The sequence below is a fragment of the Brachybacterium sp. GCM10030252 genome, assembly GCF_042666535.1.
Lineage (GTDB): Bacteria > Actinomycetota > Actinomycetes > Actinomycetales > Dermabacteraceae > Brachybacterium.
The window spans coordinates 31,466-49,025 of record NZ_JBHTDM010000004.1 but is presented as its reverse complement, the minus strand read 5'-3'; the positions used below and the strand labels follow the sequence as shown (position 1 = coordinate 49,025).

Here is a 17,560-nt window from a genome sequence, read left to right as displayed (position 1 = left end):
TCAGCTCCTCTCCACGTCGGGGTCGGCGTCGCGCAGGCGGTCCTCGATCGACCCGGCGAGGTCAGGATGCGAGCTCAGGGCCGGGTCGGCCTCGACGACGGCGAAGGCGTCCTCGCGTGCCTGTTCGATGACCTCGGCATCACGGATGACGTCGAGATGCTTCAGGGTGCGCTGCAGGCCTGACTGCTCCTCCCCCACCAGATCTCCAGCGCCGCGTCGCCGCAGGTCGAGCTCGGCCAGCGCGAATCCGTCGGCCGCGGAAGCGACCCGCTGCAGATGCTGGGAGGTCTCGGAGCCCTCGACGGCCCGGGTGTCGAGGAAGGCGATGCCGGCGTGCCGGCCACGGCCCACCCGGCCTCGCAGCTGGTGCAGCTGGGAGACGCCGAAACGCTCCGCATCCAGCACGATCATCACCGAGGCGTTGGGAACGTCGACGCCGACCTCGATGACCGTGGTCGCGACCAGCACGTCGATCTCGCCGTCCACGACGCGGTCCATGACATGCTGCTTCTCCTCGGTGCTCAGCCGCCCGTGCAGTATCCCGATGCGAGCCCCGGCCAGTTCGCGACGACTCGCGAGGAGTTCGGCGGTCTCGGTGACGCCGCGGGCGACGGGCAGGGGCGTGGCACCGCTCTCGGGGTCCATCGGGGGCGGCGCCGGAGCGTCGTCGCCCGCCTCGTCGATCCGCGCGCAGACGACGAAGACCTGGCGTCCGGCGGCGATCTCCTCACCGGCGCGCTGCCACATCCGCTGTTCCCACTTCGGGTTGGACTCGTGGACCACGAACGCCTCGACGCCCGCGCGCATCCCCGGGCTCTCGTGCAGGGTGAGCACGTCGAGGTCGCCCACGGTGGCGAGGGCCGCGGTGCGCGGGATCGGGGTCGCGGTCATCACCACCACGTGGGGGCTCGTCCCCGCCGGGCCCTTGGTGCGCAGCCGGCGCCGGTGGTCCACGCCGAAGCGGTGCTGCTCGTCGATGACCACGAGCGCGAGCGAAGCGAACTCGACGCTCTCGGTGAGCAGGGCGTGGGTTCCGACCACGATCCCGGCCTGCCCGGACGTGACATCCAGCAGCGTCTCGCGGCGGGCCGCGGTCCGCTGCGACCCGGTCAGCAGCCGCACCCGGGTGGCATCGGGGTGGCCGTCCAGCTGCCCGGCCCGCGCCAGATCGCCGAGCAGGGCCGTCAGCGTCCGGTAGTGCTGCTCGGCCAGCACCTCGGTGGGGGCCAGCAGCGCCGCCTGGTGGCCCGAGTCGACGGCCCGGAGCATGGCACGCAGTGCGATGACGGTCTTGCCGGAGCCGACGTCGCCCTGCAGCAGCACACTGGTGGGATGGTCCTGGCGGATGCGGTCGATGATCTGCCCGCCGACCTCCCGCTGCCCGGCTGTCAGCTCGAAGGGGAGGCGCTCATCGAAGGCCGGCTGGAGCGGCCCATCGGCCCGCAGCGCCGGGGCTGGGGTCCGCGCATCCTGGGCGCGGCGCTGGGCGAAGATCGCCTGCAGCACGAACGCCTCTTCGAACACCAGGTGGGCGAGGCCCGCGCGGGTTTCCGCCAGGGTCCACGGGACATGCACCTTGCGGACCGCCTCGGCCAGCGGCAGCAGTCCGCGCCGGGCGACCACCTCCGCCGGGACCGGCCGACTGAGCCGGTCCCCGAATTCGACGCCCTTCTCCGTGGCCGAGCGCATGGTGCGCTGGGCGATGGTCTTCTTCAGCGGATAGACCGGAAGGGGCCGCTGCGCCCGCATGCGCCCCTCCGGCGTGTCCTCGTAGTCCTCGTACAGCGGATGGGTGATCTGGGGTTCGTGCGTCTGCTTGTTGAGGCCGACGGTCCCCCGCACCACGATGTGCTTGCCGACCGGCAGCTGATTGCGGTGCCACTGGACGAGATGCTGCTTGGCGAGGAAGAACGTGAGGGTGAGACTCTCGATGCCGTCGGAGACGACCACCTCGAGAATCGAACCCTGCCGGCTGCGCATGCGCCGCTCCTTGACGTCGACGACCGAGACGATCGCGCTGACCTCCTCCCCCTCCTGGACCTCGTGGAGGGAGCGCAGCGGGGCCGGGGTCGTGTAGCGGCGGGGAGCGAACCGCATCATCGTGTCGAGGTCTCTGACACCGAAGGAGGCCATGGCGCGGGACTCCTTGCTCTCGAGCAGCTCGGACAGCGGCATGGACCCGCGAGCGGACTCCCGTCTCCTCGCCATGCGGTGCCTCCTCGTGATGGTCCTCGTGCGCGCTCACCGGTACGGGTCAGCGTCCGGTGGGCGCAGTAGTCCGGCTCTGCGACGTGCGACGATAATCGTGCGCACGCGGGGACCATCGTGCCACTGCGGTACGACGCTGTGTCGGAATCCACAGCGGGTCGACTCGCCCGCACCCTTCTGGAGAAGGCGCCGCCTGGGGTATGCTTCCGTGGTTGCCCTGACCTCCGGGGGCCAGCGCCCCTGCGCGATCCCTGGTCACCAACTCCTGAGAAGGTTCCCGCCCTCGTGGCCGGTGAGCAGTCGCAGGGATGGGCGGGCACCCGATCAGAATTCGACTTTTCAGGAGACGACAGTGGCTTCCACGTGTGACATCTGCGCCAAGGGCCCGAGCTTCGGCAAGAACGTGTCTCACTCGCATCGCCGCACCTCGCGTCGCTGGAACCCGAACATCCAGTCCGTGCGCACTGTGATCAACGGCACCAGCAAGCGCGTGAACGTGTGCACCTCCTGCCTCAAGGCAGGCAAGGTCAGCACGCTCGGCGCCTGAGCGAGACCGACTCGGACTCACCCGTGAGCCCTTCCCCGATTCGGGGAGGGGCTCACGTGCGTCTGGGGGCGGCACTCCTGTGGGGCAGCGCCCACCTGCGGCGGTGCCGGCCCCGGCCCTTGTGACGCCAGCACGCTTTCTCACGACCTCCCACCGCAGCAGGAGTGCCCACTGGCTGGCGCCTTCGCGACGAGCTCTATTCCTCCACAACGGCCGCTCGTCCACAATTTCGCACCGCACTTGAAATGCCCCCCCATCCATGAGACGCACCTCAGCGGCCGGGCAACCTAGCGGATTATTGCGCTTCCCGCCAGTACTCCACACATTTCCAGCTGCCGCCGTTCACATCCCACCCGAACGCCTGCTCCAACACTGCCTGACCAGCACGAGCAGTTGAGCAGTGAGATATCGACCATTCCTCCACAGGAGCCATTCGTCCACATTACCTCGCTACCTTGCGGTAATTTTGGAAATGACCTGTCTTTTACCGCACAAGCCTGCGATACTTGGACCATGACAGACGAGCGAGATGGCGTGGCCGCAGGTCCTGGAGGTGCAGGTCCTGGAGGTCAGGACGACTGCTCCAGTGCGCCCAGTGCCGACTCGCCGGCGCAGCCCGCTCCGGACGCACGCAGCTCTCTTCCCCTCACGGCCGGCGAGGAGCAGCTCCAGATCGGTGACATCGACCTGCTCTCCGTGAACCGCGCGCTCACCGAGATCGGTACCCACGGTTCGGTCGCTCTCGATGCTCTGTCCGCTCCGGACACGATCAGCCTGCTGCTCGGAATCCAGAACCTCTCGAGTGCACTGGCCGCAGTCCAGGCCCGCACCGTGGTGCACCTGGAATCAGCCATCAAGGACGACTGCACAGCCCGCGAGGAATCACCGGCGAAGGCGGCGCGCATCGCTCGCAGCGAGGCATCCCGCGCCCTGAGGAGAGCGCCCTCGACGGCAGGCCAGACGATGGCGACATGCCGCCGGCTGGTCAGATCCATGCCGGGCATCCTCACGTCGCTCTCACAGGGCAGGGTCAATGCGGAGGTCGCACACCGGGTCAGCAAGGCCACCGCCACGGCGGAACCGGAGCTGCGCACCCAGGTGGACGCCGTCCTGACCGAGCACGTGGGCAACCTCGAGGATTGTGGGCAGCGGGAATGGGCCGAGGAGACCCAGCGCGTGATGCATACGCTCGACCCGGACGGCGCCGAGAAGCGCCACATCCGCGCATCGAAGAATCGCAGCCTCACCGTGCGCAATGACGATGACGGGATGTGCCGCCTGAGCGCCAAGCTGCCCGCGCTCGAGGGCGCCCGCATACGCAAGGGCCTCTCCCTCGCCGCGGAGAAGGCCCGGGCCGAGGGTGACCGGCGCGGACACCAGCAGATCATGGCCGATCTGATGGCCGATACGCTCCTGGGGCGGGGCGACGGCGTCGATCCCACCACGCTCGATATCGGCGTCATCATCACCGACCGCTCGCTCTTCGCACCCGGACACGCCGATGCCGCCACCATCGAGGGCTATGGGCCCGTGCCGTTCGAGCACATCCGGGACGAGATGCGAAATGCCATGACCGGCGAGGACGACGCCGAGCTCGCACTGACGCTGCGCCGGCTCTATACCGATCCCGACTCCGGTGAGCTCGTCGCCGTCGAGTCCCGGTCCCGGGCCTTCCCACCGGCGCTCTCGCGCTTCATCAGGTGGAGCCACCAGACGTGCCGTGCTCCGCACTGCAATGCCGATATCCGTCAGAACGACCACATCATTCCGCACGCGGAGGGTGGGCCGACGTCACTGGCGAACGCCAACGGGCTCTGCGCCGGGGACAACCAGAAGGAGAAGGCCGGGGAGACCGTCCGCGTGATCACCGACTCCGACGGCAGCCGGAGAACGGTCGAATGGACGACTCGCTACGGCCAGAAGGCGCGTCGCGGTGCGACGAATCTCGACCCGGTGGGCACCGCTGCTCACCGACGGCGACGGTCTCCCCTGCCGGCCGACCAGACCGGCGAGGACGAGGAGCCGGAACTGCACGGGATCTTCCACCGCAGCCTCGACCGTGCCGCGAGACACGCTCTGTCGACCAGGAACCCCCGCTCGCAATTCTTCACGCAGCCGCACTGCCGACACTGGCATTTCCGTGCCCACACGAACTACATTCTCGACCCCGCGGCCACCGTGAGCTCGGAAGCACTTGCCGATCTCTTGGAGTCTCGAGGCGCACCCGGGCCGGCCGACACGGCGCAATCGGCCGACGTGCGGAAACCGGGCGATGAGCCTGAAGCGGTCGACTAGCGGAAACCGGTCAGCAAGGGGCCAACTCGAGCAGGTCCCGGTGCCAGCGAGAGGCGGCGCAGCCAGAGCCAGCGAGAGCAGCAGCCAGCGAGAGCAACTGCCAGCGCCAGCGAGAGCCTGCTCGTGTCACCGCCGACAGCGCGGGGCCCGGGCTCCGGGCCCCGCGCGACTCAGACAGTGCTCAGACCGCGGCGGGCTCGACGTCCGCGAAGGTCGCGGTATCGATGACCGCCCGGAAGTACACCTCACCGGCGACGACGCGCTCGTAGGTCGCATCGACCTCCTCGACGCCGACGGTCTCGATCTGCGCGGCAATGCCGTGCTCGGCGCAGAAGTCGAGCATCTCCTGGGTCTCGGCGATGCCACCGATATTGGAACCGGCCAGGGTCTTCCGGCCACCGATCACCGAGCCGAAGCTCAGCGACTGGCGATTCGGGGGAAGTCCGACCACAGCCATCACACCGCGCGGCTTCAGCAGGCCGAGGTACGCATCGACCGGAATGTCCGCACTGATCGTATTCAGGATGAGGTCGAACTCGCCGCGGTGATCCTCGAAGAAGCCGTCCTCGGAGGTGGCCAGCATCTGGCTCGCCCCGAGATCGATCGCCAGCTGCTCCTTCTTGCGCGAACGCGACAGCACGGTGACGTCGGCGCCCATGGCCGCAGCAATCTGGACGCCCATGTGCCCCAGTCCACCGAGACCCAGCACGGCGACCTTCTTGGCAGCTCCGTCCTTCGTCTCGGCCGCGCCCCAGCGGGCCAGCGGCGAGTACGAGGTGATGCCGGCGCACAGCAGCGGCGCCGCGACGTCGAACTCGAGTCCGTCGGGGATGCGGCATACGAATCGCTGGTCGACCACGACCTTCTCCGAGTAGCCGCCCTGGGTGACGGTCCCGTCGACGTCGGTCGCGTTGTAGGTGCCGACCGCGCCCTGCAGGCAGTTCTGCTCCTCGCCGGCCCGGCACTCCTCGCACTGGCCACAGGAATCGACCATGCATCCCACGCCCACGCGGTCGCCGACCGTCCAGTCCGTCACGTTCTCGCCGACCGATTCGACGACGCCTGCGATCTCGTGGCCGACGGTGAGCGGGAAGTGTGCCTCGCCCCACTCGTTGCGGATCGTGTGGATGTCGGAGTGGCAGATCCCGGCGGACTTGATGTCGATGACCACGTCGTCCGGTCGCGGGTTGCGACGTTCGATGGTGGCGACGCGGAACGGCTGGTCGGGGCCGGTCTTCTGCAGAGCCTTGACCGTGATCGACATGGGGTCTCCTTCGATGCTGGGGGTCGCCCGTTGGTAAGGGCGCCCTCCAGCCTATGCCGAATCGAAGGACCGACCGAACCGCTGCTTATGGCGAGTCTCCCTCAGGTGTGACCGTCGAAGTGGTCGAAGCCGGTCCCGGTGATCGCGGCCCCGGCCAGCAGCACACGATCCGCGCCGCCGGCGCCCGCGCCGCCGCCGGCACTGCCCGCCTGCGCGGACACATCGCCCTCCGCGGCGCGGACCGTCCCGATGGGACGGAAGCCGTCCGGGACCGATCCGGCCGGGAAGGTCGCGAGCATGGCATGCTCCTCTCCCCCGTGCAGCACCCACTGCCAGGGATCGGTGTCCAGATCGCGCGCCAGGTCCTCGAGCAGGGCCACATCGGGGGCGAGGGCCTCGGGGTCCAGGTCGAGCACCACGCCCGAGGCGAGCGCGATCCGGGTACCGTCCTGGACCAGTCCGTCGGAGAGGTCCATCATCGCGCTCGCCCTGCGCCCGACGGTCCACCCCAGGGACAGATCGGGGTCAGGTGCGTCGTGCCACCTGACCAGGTCACGGGAGGCATCGTCGAGGCGCCACCCGGCCGTCGGCCGGTCGGTGGCAGAACCTCCGGGCGTCTCCCCCGCGTCCTCGCCGCCGCCGTGGATCGTCGCCTTCGCCCTCCCGTCTCCCTCCTCGCCCTCGTCCTCGTCCTCGTCCTCGACCCGGATGCGTCCGGAGAGAACCAGGGCCAGACCGGCAGCGGAGCGTCCCAGGCGCGGGGAGCCCACGGCGATCTCGTCGCCGGGTCGCGCGCCGGAGCGCAGCACCGGAGGCTCGTTCTCCTCGAGCGCGCCGAGGGCGGTCACGGTCACGGTCAACCGGTCCGCGCGCCCGAGGTCTCCGCCGACGACGGAGACGCCATCTGCCTCGGCCCGCTGGGCGAGACCCATGGTGATCTGCTCGAAGACGCGGGCGGGCGTATCACCGGGAGCGGAGATCGCGACCACGACCGAGACGGGCTGGGCGCCCATGGCGGCGATGTCGGCGAGGTTCTGGACAGCGGCCTTGTGGCCGATCCAGCGCGGCGTGGTCGTCCTCGAGAGGAAGTCATGACCCTCCACCAGGGTGTCGGTGGTCACGACCAGGCGTGGCGATGGCAGGCGCACCACGGCGGCATCGTCGCCCGGGCCCACCTCGGCGCGGGGGTCGGCGGAGAGATGCGGAAGCATCCGCGCCAGCAGCCCGGCCTCGCCCAGGGTGGTGTCATCGCCGTTGTCGCCGCTCATGTGCCCAGTCTGCCCGAGAACCGGGAGTGACCCTGCTGCCGACGGGCCCCGCACGACTCGTCCGCAGACGACGAAGGTACCCTCGTGGGGTGCTTCGAACCCGACTGCCCGCCCTTGCCGCTGCGGGTCTGCTGACGCTGGGCGCCGCGTCCTGCGGCACCGTGCAGGTACCCCCGGGGCCTGCCGCCACGGACCCGGTCTGCGCAGACATCATCGTCGGCGCACCCCCGCAGGTTCTGGGCATGGACCGCACCGAGACCTCGAGTCAGGGCACCGCGGCCTGGGGCAGCGGCGAGGACACCGTGGTGATGCGCTGCGGCGTCACCCCGCCCGGCCCCACCACCGATATCTGCACCACCCTCGAGGACGGATCCGGCGTGCAGATCGACTGGATCGTCCGCGAACTCGAGGGCGACATGTTCCTGTACACGACCTACGGGCGCGAACCCGCGATCGACATCTCGGTGCCGCGCTCGGCGGCCGGGGACCAGCCCTCTGCCGCGGCGCTTGACCTGGCACAGGTCATCAGCCGCAACATCGAAGCCACCGACTACTGCGTCGGCCCCGGCGAGGAGGCGTGAGCGAGCAGCGCTGACCGGGTCGCGTCAGCGCAGTCCGGGTCGCGTCAGCGCAGTCCCGGTCGCGTCAGCGCGGTCCCAGCCGCCGGGTGCGCGCCTGCTCGATGAGGTCCGCGATCAGATCCGTGTAGCTGAGCCCCATGTTCTCCCACAGCACAGGGAACATCGAGTACGGCGTGAAGCCGGGCATCGTGTTGACCTCATTGACGATCACGCCACCCTCCTCGGTGACGAACACGTCGACCCGGGCGAGACCCTCCAGCCCCAGCACGGTGAATGCCCGTGCCGCGACGTCGCGGACCTCCTCGAGCGTCCTCTCCGGCAGCGCGGCGGGCACATCGATGTCCACCGTGCCCTTGCCGAAGTACTTCGACTCGTAGTCGTAGAACTCCAGATCCTCGCCGATCCGCACCTCGCCGGGCACGGTGGTGCGCGGCCGGCGACCGTCGGCCGCCTGCAGCACGCCGCACTCGACCTCCCGGCCGACGAGGGTCTCCTCGATGAGCACCTTGGGGTCCTCGGCGAACGCCGTCTTCAGCGCCACCTCCAGTTCGGCGACCTCTCCGACGCGCGTCACCCCGAGGCTGGAGCCGGCGCGGGAGGGCTTCACGAACCACGGCAGCGGGTGCTCGCGCTGCAGCTGGGCGAGCACGCCGTCCGGGTCCGCCGCCCAGCGGTCCTCGTGGAGGACGAGCCCCGGGGCGCAGGCGATGCCCGCCGAACGCAGCACGGTCTTGGTGGCGGCCTTGTCCATGCACGTGGCCGAGGCGAGCACGCCGCTTCCCACGTAGGGGATGTCCAGCAGCTCGAGCATGCCCTGGACCGTCCCGTCCTCCCCGTACAGCCCGTGCAGCAGCGGCAGGACCACGTCGATCTCCGCCAGCGGCGTCACCACGTCGCCGTCGACCTGCCGCAGCAGGCTGCGCTCGCCCGGGCGGTGCCGTGCGGCGGGAAGCAGTACCTGCGGCCCGTCGGGGTCGACCTCGGGCGCACGCCCGTCGACCATGGTCCAGTGGGCAGGGTCGTCGGAGGCGCGCACCCAGTGACCCTCACGGGTGATGCCGACGGCCACCACGTCGTAGCGATCGCGATCGATCGCGGACATGATGCCGCCCGCGGTGACGCACGAGATGCCGTGCTCGCCGCTGCGGCCGCCGAACAGGAGGGCGACGGTGGTTCTCATATGCGCAGGGTAGTCATTCCGGCCGGACGGATCGCGACAGCAGGGCCGTGGTGACCTGGTCTATCCGGGCTCCGTGATCGACGACATCCACGACCGCCGCAGCGATCGGCATATCCACGTCCAGGCGCGTCGCGAGGTCCGCCACAGCGCGGGCGGTGGCGACGCCCTCGGCGGTCTGACCCACCTCGGCGACGGCCGCGTGCACGTCGAGTCCGCGACCGAGAGCCAGTCCGAGGCGATGATTGCGGCTGAGCGGCGAGGAGCAGGTGGCCACGAGGTCTCCCATCCCGGCCAGTCCCGCGAAGGTCTCCCGGCGCCCGCCGAGCGCCACGCCGAGGCGGGTGATCTCCGCGAGCCCGCGGGTGATCAGGCTCGCGGTCGTGTTGTGCCCGTGCCCCAGTCCCGCCGCGGCCCCGACCGCGATCGCCACCACGTTCTTGACGGCGCCCGCGATCTCCACCCCGGTCACGTCGGTCGAGGTATAGGCGCGCAGGTAGGGCGCCTCGCACCAGCCCGCCAGAACCCCCGCGAGCTCCTCGGACGGGGCGGCCACGACGCTCGCGCAGGGACGGCGCTCGGCGATCTCCCCCGACAGGTTCGGGCCCGACAGCACGCCGACCCGCTCCGGGTCGACACCTCCGGCGCCGACGAGGATCTCGCTGATGCGGGCGTCGGTCCCGCGCTCGATGCCCTTGGTCAGGGACAGAACCGGCACGGGAGGCAGGCCGGCGGACAGCCCGGCCTCCTCGCGCCACCCCGCGAGCGTCGCCCGCATCGACTGTGCGGGCACAGCCACCACGATCCCGTCGGCGCCCTCGAGCGCGGCGGTGACGGATGAGGTGGCGGAGAGGGCCTGCGGGAGCTCCCGGTCACCGAGGTAGGTGCTGTTGCGGTGCTCCTCGCGGATCTCGCGGGCGACTTCCTCGCGGCGCGCCCAGAGCGTCACCTCGGCGCCGCCGTCGGCGAGGACCTGCGCGAATGTGGTGCCCCAGCTCCCGGCACCGAGGACTGCCAGACGGGTCACGGCTGCCTCACCGCCTCCACGGTGACCTGGCCGCCGGCGCGGACGGCCTCGATCGCCCTCATGACTGCCTCACGGCCCGGTAGCCGCGCTGGGGCCTGCCCGCTTCGGGACGATGGGCGTCCAGACGCCCATCGTGCACGACGGGCGGCGGGTCCTCGTCCCGGATCTCGGCGAGCAGTGCGGTGATCCTGGCCATGAGGTCCTCGGTGATCCGTACCGCGGCCGCGTGGGTGGTCTCCCCCTCGGCCCGGGAGACCGTGTACGGCTCGCCGACGCGCATGACGACCCGGCGGCCCGGGCCCGGATGCGGGATCGGGGAGCCGACGGGCCACAGGGCACGAGCTCCCCAGCTCGCGATCGGCAGCAACGGTGCCCCGGTCTCCAGGGCGAGCCGGGCCGGTCCGAGGCGGGCTCGCATCGGCCACAGCTGCGGATCTCGGGTGTAGGTGCCCTCGGGGAAGACCATCAGCAGCTCCCCGCGCCCCAGCGCCTCACGGGCGGCCGAGAGCGCATCGCTGCTGCGGGAGGTGCCGCGGCTGACGGGGATCTGCCGCGCCCCTCGCAGCAGCGCGCCGAGCACAGGGACTCGGAACATCGCGTCCTTGGCCATGAACCGTGGAGCGATCCCGTTCGCCTGCAGCAGGTGGCCGTAGCCGAACGGGTCGAAGGGGCTGAGATGGTTCCCGCACGCGATCACGGCGCCGTCGGCCGGGAGGTTCTCCACTCCGATCCAGACCGGCCTGGACAGCAGCGTCGCCAGGGGACGCACCGCGATCTGGGCGATGCCGATCACGATGCCGGCCCGCCGCGACGGAGCCCGAGCGGACCCGACGTCCCAGCTGCGCGACCAGGCGACGCGGCGCCGCGAGGCCGGAGCCGGGGTGCGGGCCGGAGCCGGGGCCGGAGCCATCAGCGCGGCGAGGACGTCGAGGGCGGGGTGCGGCCCGACGAGGATGCGCGGCCCGAGGACGAGGTACGGCCCGCGGACGAGGTACGGCCCGAGGACGAGGTACGGCCCGAGGAAGGCGCGCGGCCCAGCGCCTTGCGCGTGGCCTGCCCGGTGATGCTGCGCATCCGTGAGCCGCCGGACAGGCTGCGGCGGCGCAGGGTGGTCGGTGCCCGGCGAGCGAGCGTGTTGACCGCGGCGGCGTGCATCAGCCGGCGCGGGGCGAAGGCGAGCCGGCCGCGCACGGAGCGGTACTTCACGGCCGTGGTGACCTGCAGCAGCTCGCCGCCCGGCAGCAGAGCCACGCCGATGCGCACCCGCAGCTTCTCGTCGTCGTCCTTGATCAGGGCTTCCGAGCCCACGACCTCGTCGGCCACGAACTCCTTCTCCGGTGGCGGGACCATGTCCAGCAACCGGATCGCCTCGTCCCGCAGCGCCCGCATCCCGCGTGAGGACAGCGGGGTGTTCTCGTGCGAGAAGATCGCCTCGGCCCACACCCTCGGATCGGGCTCGTCGATCCCGCCGGTGGGAACGATGACCACATCGCAGTAGTCCGGGATCGGGATGTCGCGCAGCGCCAGCGAGCTGCCCGCCGTCATGGCGTGTCCGCTCCGGGGATCGCTGCCGCTGCGGGGGTCACCGCCCTCGCCGGGATCGGCGTGGGCACGGACGTCATCACTCGTCATCAGCTGTGCTCCCTCGGATCGTGGTCGGTGGTGTGCGCGGAGCCGGGACGGCGCGGGATGCAGAGGCGAGCGGGCGGGGTCAGCGCGCCGCGGCCCCCTGGGCGGCGAGATCGTGCTCCTGGCGCCCGTTCTCCCAGAAGTCGGCACCCAGCGCGGTGAGCTTCTCCCGGAAGGACTCGTAGCCACGGTCGATGAGGTCGATCCCGCGGATGGTGGAGACTCCCTCGGCCCCGAGAGCGGCGATCAGGTAGGAGAAGCCGCCGCGCAGGTCGGGGACGGTGATGTCACTGCCCTGCAGCGTCTTGGGCCCGGAGATCACCGCGGAGTGGTTGTAGTTGCTGCGGCCGAAGCGGCAGCTGGAGCCGCCCAGGCATTCGCGGTAGACCTGGATGTGGGCGCCCATGTCGTTCAGGGCGCACGTGAATCCGAGCCGGTTCTCGTACACCGTCTCGTGGACGATGGAGATCCCGTCGGCCTGGGTCAGCGCCACGACCAGAGGCTGCTGCCAGTCGGTCATCAGGCCGGGGTGGACGTCGGTCTCGACCGCGATGGCCCGCAGCGGGGTGCCGGGGTGGTAGAAGCGGATGCCGGCCTCGGTGATGTCCATGCCGCCGCCGACCTTGCGGAACGTGTTCAGGAAGGTGGCCATGGGCTTCTGCTGGGCCCCGCGCACGAACACGGACCCCTTAGTGACCAGAGCGGCGCAGGCCCACGAGGCGGCCTCGATGCGGTCCGGCAGGGCGACGTGCTCGTACCCGCCCAGCTCGTCGACGCCCTCGATGGTGATGGTGCGGTCGGTCTGCAGGGAGATGATCGCGCCCATCTTCTGCAGCACCGAGATCAGGTCCTCGATCTCGGGTTCGACAGCGGCGTTGGTCAGCTCGGTGACGCCCTTGGCGCGCACGGCGGTCAGCAGCACCTGTTCGGTGGTTCCCACGCTGGGGTACTCCAGGTGGATCTTGGTCCCCTGCAGCCCGTTCGGCGCCGTGATGTAGATGCCGAACTCGCGCTTGTCCACGACGGCGCCGAACTGGCGCAGCACGTCGAGGTGGTAGTTGATGGGGCGGTCCCCGATGCGGCAGCCGCCGAGGTCGGGGATGATCGCCTCGCCCAGGCGGTGCAGCAGCGGGCCGCAGAACAGGATCGGGATGCGCGAGCTGCCGGCGTGGGCGTCGATGTCGGCCACGTGCGCCTTCTCGACGTTCGACGGGTCCAGGTGGATGGTTCCCGAGTCGATGTCGCGCTCGATCTTGACGCCGTGGATCGACAGCAGTCGCGAGACGATCTGGACATCCCGGATGTCCGGGACCGAGCGCAGAATGCTCGGTCCGTTGCCCAGCAGAGCGGCCACCATCGCCTTGGAGACCAGGTTCTTCGCTCCGCGGACGGTGATCTCACCATCGAGGGGGCGTCCTCCACGTACGTGGAATGTCGAGCTCATAGCGTCCTAGCTGTTCGGGACAGGCGTCGGGGACGCCCGGTGTCTGACCGGCACACCATACCGGAGCACACTGCGCCGACGCCGCGACGCTCGTCTCACCCCGGAAGCCGCTCACGAGTCCTTATCATCGCGCGAGACCACCATCGTGCGCGGTGGCTCCCCGTGGATGGCGCCCGTGGAACCTCCTGGTCAGGCGATCCGGGTGCGCTCCGGGGCGGGGACGGACCACCCGGTCCGCTCAGGCGCTCTCGGCGGTGCGCGCGGGCAGCGTCTTGGGCAGCCAGGCGGGGCGCTTCGCCTCGAAGGCCGTGATCTCGGCCTCGTGACGCAGCGTCAGGCCCACGTCGTCCAGCCCCTCCATCAGGCGCCAGCGGGTGTAGTCGTCGACGTCGAACCGGAAGGTGGCGTCGGCCGCATGGACCTGGCGGGCTTCGAGGTCGATGGTGACCTCGGTGCCGGGGGTCTCCTCGAGAAGCTTCCACAGCTGCTCGATGTCGTCCTGGGCGAGGGTGCCGGCGACCAGCCCCTGCTTGCCGGCGTTGCCGCGGAAGATGTCCGCGAACCGGTTCGAGAGCACGGCCTTGAAGCCGTAGTCGCGCAGCGCCCACACGGCGTGCTCGCGGGAGGAGCCGGTGCCGAAGTCGGGTCCGGCGACGAGGACGGAGCCGTGCTGATACGCGGGCCGGTTCAGCACGAAATCGGGGTCGTTCGTGCGCCAGGCGTGGAACAGCCCGTCGTCGAAGCCCGTCTTGGTGACGCGCTTGAGGTAGACGGCGGGGATGATCTGGTCGGTGTCGACGTTGCTGCGGCGCAGCGGCACGCCGATGCCGGTGTGGGTGGTGAAGGCTTCCATGTCAGTGCTCCTCAGGCGACGGGCTGGAGATCGGAGGGCGCCACCGGCGCGCCGAGGTCCGACGGGGAGGACAGGGTTCCGCGCACGGCCGTGGCGGCGGCCACGACCGGCGAGACCAGGTGGGTGCGGCCGCCCTTGCCCTGGCGGCCCTCGAAGTTGCGGTTCGAGGTGGAGGCGGCGCGCTCCCCGGGCTGCAGCTGGTCGGGGTTCATGCCCAGGCACATGGAGCAGCCGGCCTGACGCCACTCGGCGCCGAAGTCGAGCACGACCTGATCCAGGCCCTCCTGCTCCGCCTGCAGCCGGACCCGCGCCGAGCCGGGAACCACCAGGACGCGCACGTCGGGATGCTTGGTGCGGCCCCGCAGCACCTCGGCGAAGGCGCGCAGGTCCTCGATGCGACCGTTGGTGCACGAGCCCATGAAGACGGTGTCGACCGGGATCTCCTTCAGCGGGGTGCCGGGGACGAGGTCCATGTACTCCAGCGCCCGTTCGGCAGCGACCTTGGCGGTGTCGTCGGTGAAATCATCCGGAGCAGGCACGGACGCCGACAGCGGCAGGCCCTGACCGGGGTTGGTTCCCCAGGTGACGAAGGGCTCGAGCTCATCGGCCTCGATGACCACCTCGGCGTCGAAGCTGGCGTCGTCGTGGCTGCGCAGCGTCTTCCAGTACTCGACGGCCTCGTCCCAGTCCGCTCCGGTGGGTGCGTGGGGGCGGCCCTTGACGTACTCGAAGGTGGTCTCGTCCGGCGCGATCATGCCGGCCCGGGCACCGGCCTCGATGGACATGTTGCAGATCGTCATCCGGCCCTCCATGGAGAGCTGGCGGATGGCCTCACCGCGGTACTCGAGCACATAGCCGGCACCGCCGCCGGTCCCGATCTTCGCGATCACCGCGAGGATGATGTCCTTCGCGGTGACGCCGGGCTTCAGATCGCCGTTGATCGTGATCGCCATGGTCTTGAAGGGATTCAGCGGCAGGGTCTGGGTGGCGAGGACGTGCTCCACCTCGCTGGTGCCGATGCCGAAGGCGAGGGCGCCGAAGGCCCCGTGGGTGGAGGTGTGGGAGTCACCGCAGACGACCGTGATGCCCGGCATCGTCAGGCCCAGCTGGGGGCCGACGACGTGGACGATCCCCTGGTCCGCGTCCCCGAGGGAGTGGATGCGGATCCCGAACTCCTCGGCGTTGCGGCGCAGCGTGTCGATCTGCGTGCGCGAGGTGATGTCCGCGATCGGCTTGTCGATGTCGATCGTCGGGGTGTTGTGGTCCTCGGTAGCCAGGGTCTGGTCGATCCGGCGCGGGGTCCGGCCCTCCTGGCGCAGGCCGTCGAATGCCTGTGGGCTGGTCACCTCGTGCAGAAGCTGGAGGTCGATGTAGAGCAGGTCCGGTTCGCCGTTCTCTCCGAGCCGGACCACGTGATCCGACCAGACCTTCTCCGCGAGGGTCCCCGCCATGTCGATCCTTCCCTGCGTCCGGGATGCGGGCGCGTGTTCTTCCATGCCGATGCGCGCTCAGGGGTGTTGAGCACTGCTCCATCGTCGGCCGGTCCATCATCCGACGCACTTGCGTCTCACAAATTAAGACGGCAGTATCGGAGCATGGACAAGATCTCGGAGGAGAACGGCAGCGGCGTCGGCGTGCTCGACAAGGCGGCCATCGTGCTGGGTGCGCTCGAGGCGGGCCCGGCCACCCTGGCTCAGCTCGTCCAGTCCACCGGACTGGCACGGCCCACGGCCCACCGCCTGGCAGTGGCGCTCGAGTATCACCATCTGGTCACGCGCGACATGCAGGGCCGGTTCATCCTGGGCCCGCGCCTGGGCGAGCTGGCCGCCGCCGCGGGCGAGGACCGGCTGCTGGCGGCGGCCGGCCCGGTGCTGGCCGCCCTGCGCGACCACACCAGCGAGTCCGCTCAGCTCTACCGCCGCCAGGGCGACCATCGCATCTGCGTCGCCGCTGCCGAGCGTCCCATCGGGCTGCGCGACTCCGTCCCGCTGGGCTCGGCGCTGACGATGAAGGCGGGCTCCGCCGCCCAGATCCTCCTGGCCTGGGAGGAGCCCGACCGGCTCCACCGCGGCCTGCTCGGTGCGCGCTTCACCGCCACCCAGCTCTCCGCCGTGCGTCGTCGCGGCTGGGCGCAGTCCATCGGGGAACGCGAACCGGGCGTGGGCTCGGTCTCCGCGCCGGTCCGCGGCCCGAACGGTCGCGTGGTCGCGGCGCTGAGCATCTCCGGACCGATCGAGCGGATCACCCGCCAGCCGGGACGGCTGCACGCCGCCTCGGTGATGAGCTCGGCGAACCACCTCACCGAACTGCTGCGTCGCGCGGGCGCCTGAGCGTCGCGCGGGCGCCTGAGCACGGTCGGTCCGCTCGGGCACCCGGGCGGAGTCGCGCCGGTCCGGACTCCGAGCGTCCGGCGCCCACCGGGCGGGCTCACTCTCGTTCGATCCACACCGGGGTGTTGGCGAAGCGCAGCACGGTGACCAGCTGACGGGGTGCGGAGACGGGTTTGTCCGGCCCCTTGGCCCGCTCCCCCGCGACCACGATCATGCTCGCGCCCTCGCTGGCGTGGACCAGCTCCTTGGCGCTGTCCGAGGCGGCGATGCTCACGTCGCGCACGAAGACGTGAGGATGGGAGATGGCGATGCGCTCGCTGGTGCGTGCCAGGATCTCCTGCGCCTGCTCGGGACTGGTCTCGGCGCGCACGATGAGGTGGATGTCCCGCCCATAGGCCATCGCCAGATCAGCGGCGCGGATGAGAGCCTCGCTCGCGCTGTCGTGATGGACCAGCCCGATCGGCCCGTCGCTGTCGATCTGGCCCCGCACGACCACCACGGGGCAGTGCGACCGAGCGGCCAGAGCCAGGCTCTTCGATCCCACGATCAGCGTCAGCACGCGCCCCATGCCCCGGCCGCCGACGACGATGAGATCGGACTCGCCGCTCGCCTCGACCAGGACCGGCACGGCGCTGCCGTCCACGATCTCGGAGGTGATCGGAAGGTCGGGGTGCCCTTCGCGGGCGACGGCCACGGCGTCCTTGAGCAGGCTGTGGGCCGCATTGCGGATTCCGGACCCGGTCATGCCCGGGATCGGATCGGTGTTGACGTCCAGCTCGGTCCACACGAACGCGTGCAGCAGGTGGAGCGTGCCGCCGACATGGTCGGCGTGCCGCGCGGCCCAGCGAACGGCACGATCGGATTCGTCGGCGTCGTAGACCCCGACCGTGATACGTGGCTTCGTGGCGTGCTTCATGTCACAACGATACTCGCTGCG

Annotated in this window: 15 protein-coding genes; 4 read left to right on the top strand and 11 right to left on the bottom strand. The window is 70.5% G+C overall.

Going from position 1 to position 17,560, the window contains the following annotated elements; translation table 11 throughout:
- Complete coding sequence (locus tag ACFQRJ_RS01900) at positions 1–2,208, bottom strand: ATP-dependent DNA helicase RecG (RefSeq protein ID WP_377016458.1); 2,208 nt, start codon at positions 2,206–2,208, stop codon at positions 1–3.
- 352 nt (positions 2,209–2,560) lie between these two features.
- Here ACFQRJ_RS01900 and rpmB point away from each other — a divergent pair, with 352 nt between their 5' ends.
- Both rpmB and ACFQRJ_RS01890 read left to right on the top strand, forming a co-directional pair.
- Complete coding sequence (gene rpmB, locus ACFQRJ_RS01895) at positions 2,561–2,755, top strand: 50S ribosomal protein L28 (protein ID WP_377016456.1); 195 nt, start codon at positions 2,561–2,563, stop codon at positions 2,753–2,755.
- A 513-nt stretch (positions 2,756–3,268) separates the two neighbouring features.
- Positions 3,269–5,050: a DUF222 domain-containing protein gene (locus ACFQRJ_RS01890; protein WP_377016454.1), complete on the top strand. Its 1,782-nt coding sequence runs from the start codon at positions 3,269–3,271 to the stop codon at positions 5,048–5,050.
- A 181-nt stretch (positions 5,051–5,231) separates the two neighbouring features.
- On the opposite strand, the gene ACFQRJ_RS01885 is transcribed toward ACFQRJ_RS01890, so the two are convergent.
- Together ACFQRJ_RS01885 and ACFQRJ_RS01880 are read right to left on the bottom strand one after the other, a co-directional pair.
- Positions 5,232–6,314 carry an NAD(P)-dependent alcohol dehydrogenase gene (locus tag ACFQRJ_RS01885; protein WP_377016452.1) on the bottom strand — a complete coding sequence of 361 codons (1,083 nt, stop codon included), beginning with the start codon at positions 6,312–6,314 and terminating at the stop codon, positions 5,232–5,234.
- A 101-nt stretch (positions 6,315–6,415) separates the two neighbouring features.
- Positions 6,416–7,582, bottom strand: coding sequence for a thiamine-monophosphate kinase (locus tag ACFQRJ_RS01880; protein ID WP_377016450.1), 1,167 nt, complete (start codon positions 7,580–7,582; stop codon positions 6,416–6,418).
- An 89-nt stretch (positions 7,583–7,671) separates the two neighbouring features.
- On the opposite strand from ACFQRJ_RS01880, the gene ACFQRJ_RS01875 reads away from it, so the two are divergent.
- A complete protein-coding gene (locus tag ACFQRJ_RS01875) occupies positions 7,672–8,163 on the top strand; it encodes a DUF3515 family protein (RefSeq protein ID WP_377016448.1) in 492 nt (163 codons plus the stop codon).
- 64 nt (positions 8,164–8,227) lie between these two features.
- Here ACFQRJ_RS01875 and ACFQRJ_RS01870 read toward each other — a convergent pair whose 3' ends face one another.
- The 7 genes from ACFQRJ_RS01870 to leuC form a co-directional block, all read right to left on the bottom strand.
- Positions 8,228–9,343: a D-alanine--D-alanine ligase family protein gene (locus tag ACFQRJ_RS01870; protein WP_377016446.1), complete on the bottom strand. Its 1,116-nt coding sequence runs from the start codon at positions 9,341–9,343 to the stop codon at positions 8,228–8,230.
- Between the two features lie 13 nt (positions 9,344–9,356).
- On the bottom strand, positions 9,357–10,367 hold the full coding sequence (locus ACFQRJ_RS01865) for an NAD(P)H-dependent glycerol-3-phosphate dehydrogenase (protein ID WP_377016444.1): 1,011 nt from the start codon (positions 10,365–10,367) through the stop codon (positions 9,357–9,359).
- A 58-nt stretch (positions 10,368–10,425) separates the two neighbouring features.
- On the bottom strand, positions 10,426–11,277 hold the full coding sequence (locus ACFQRJ_RS01860; protein ID WP_377016442.1) for a lysophospholipid acyltransferase family protein: 852 nt from the start codon (positions 11,275–11,277) through the stop codon (positions 10,426–10,428).
- Positions 11,277–11,999 carry a hypothetical protein gene (locus ACFQRJ_RS01855; protein WP_377016440.1) on the bottom strand — a complete coding sequence of 241 codons (723 nt, stop codon included), beginning with the start codon at positions 11,997–11,999 and terminating at the stop codon, positions 11,277–11,279. The genes ACFQRJ_RS01860 and ACFQRJ_RS01855 overlap by 1 nt, the downstream gene beginning before the upstream one ends.
- Positions 12,000–12,078: 79 nt before the next feature.
- Positions 12,079–13,440 (bottom strand): UDP-N-acetylglucosamine 1-carboxyvinyltransferase, encoded by a 1,362-nt coding sequence (gene murA / locus ACFQRJ_RS01850; protein WP_377016438.1) that lies wholly within the window; start codon positions 13,438–13,440, stop codon positions 12,079–12,081.
- 238 nt (positions 13,441–13,678) lie between these two features.
- Entirely contained in the window at positions 13,679–14,293 is a 615-nt protein-coding gene (gene leuD / locus ACFQRJ_RS01845) for a 3-isopropylmalate dehydratase small subunit (protein ID WP_377016436.1), read from the bottom strand.
- An 11-nt stretch (positions 14,294–14,304) separates the two neighbouring features.
- Positions 14,305–15,744 carry a 3-isopropylmalate dehydratase large subunit gene (gene leuC, locus ACFQRJ_RS01840; protein WP_377016434.1) on the bottom strand — a complete coding sequence of 480 codons (1,440 nt, stop codon included), beginning with the start codon at positions 15,742–15,744 and terminating at the stop codon, positions 14,305–14,307.
- Positions 15,745–15,888: 144 nt separating this feature from the next.
- On the opposite strand from leuC, the gene ACFQRJ_RS01835 reads away from it, so the two are divergent.
- Positions 15,889–16,623, top strand: a complete 735-nt coding sequence (locus ACFQRJ_RS01835) for an IclR family transcriptional regulator (RefSeq protein ID WP_377016432.1) — start codon at positions 15,889–15,891, stop codon at positions 16,621–16,623.
- 97 nt (positions 16,624–16,720) lie between these two features.
- On the opposite strand, the gene ACFQRJ_RS01830 is transcribed toward ACFQRJ_RS01835, so the two are convergent.
- Positions 16,721–17,539 (bottom strand): universal stress protein, encoded by an 819-nt coding sequence (locus ACFQRJ_RS01830; RefSeq protein ID WP_377016429.1) that lies wholly within the window; start codon positions 17,537–17,539, stop codon positions 16,721–16,723.
- Positions 17,540–17,560 lie beyond the last annotated feature (21 nt).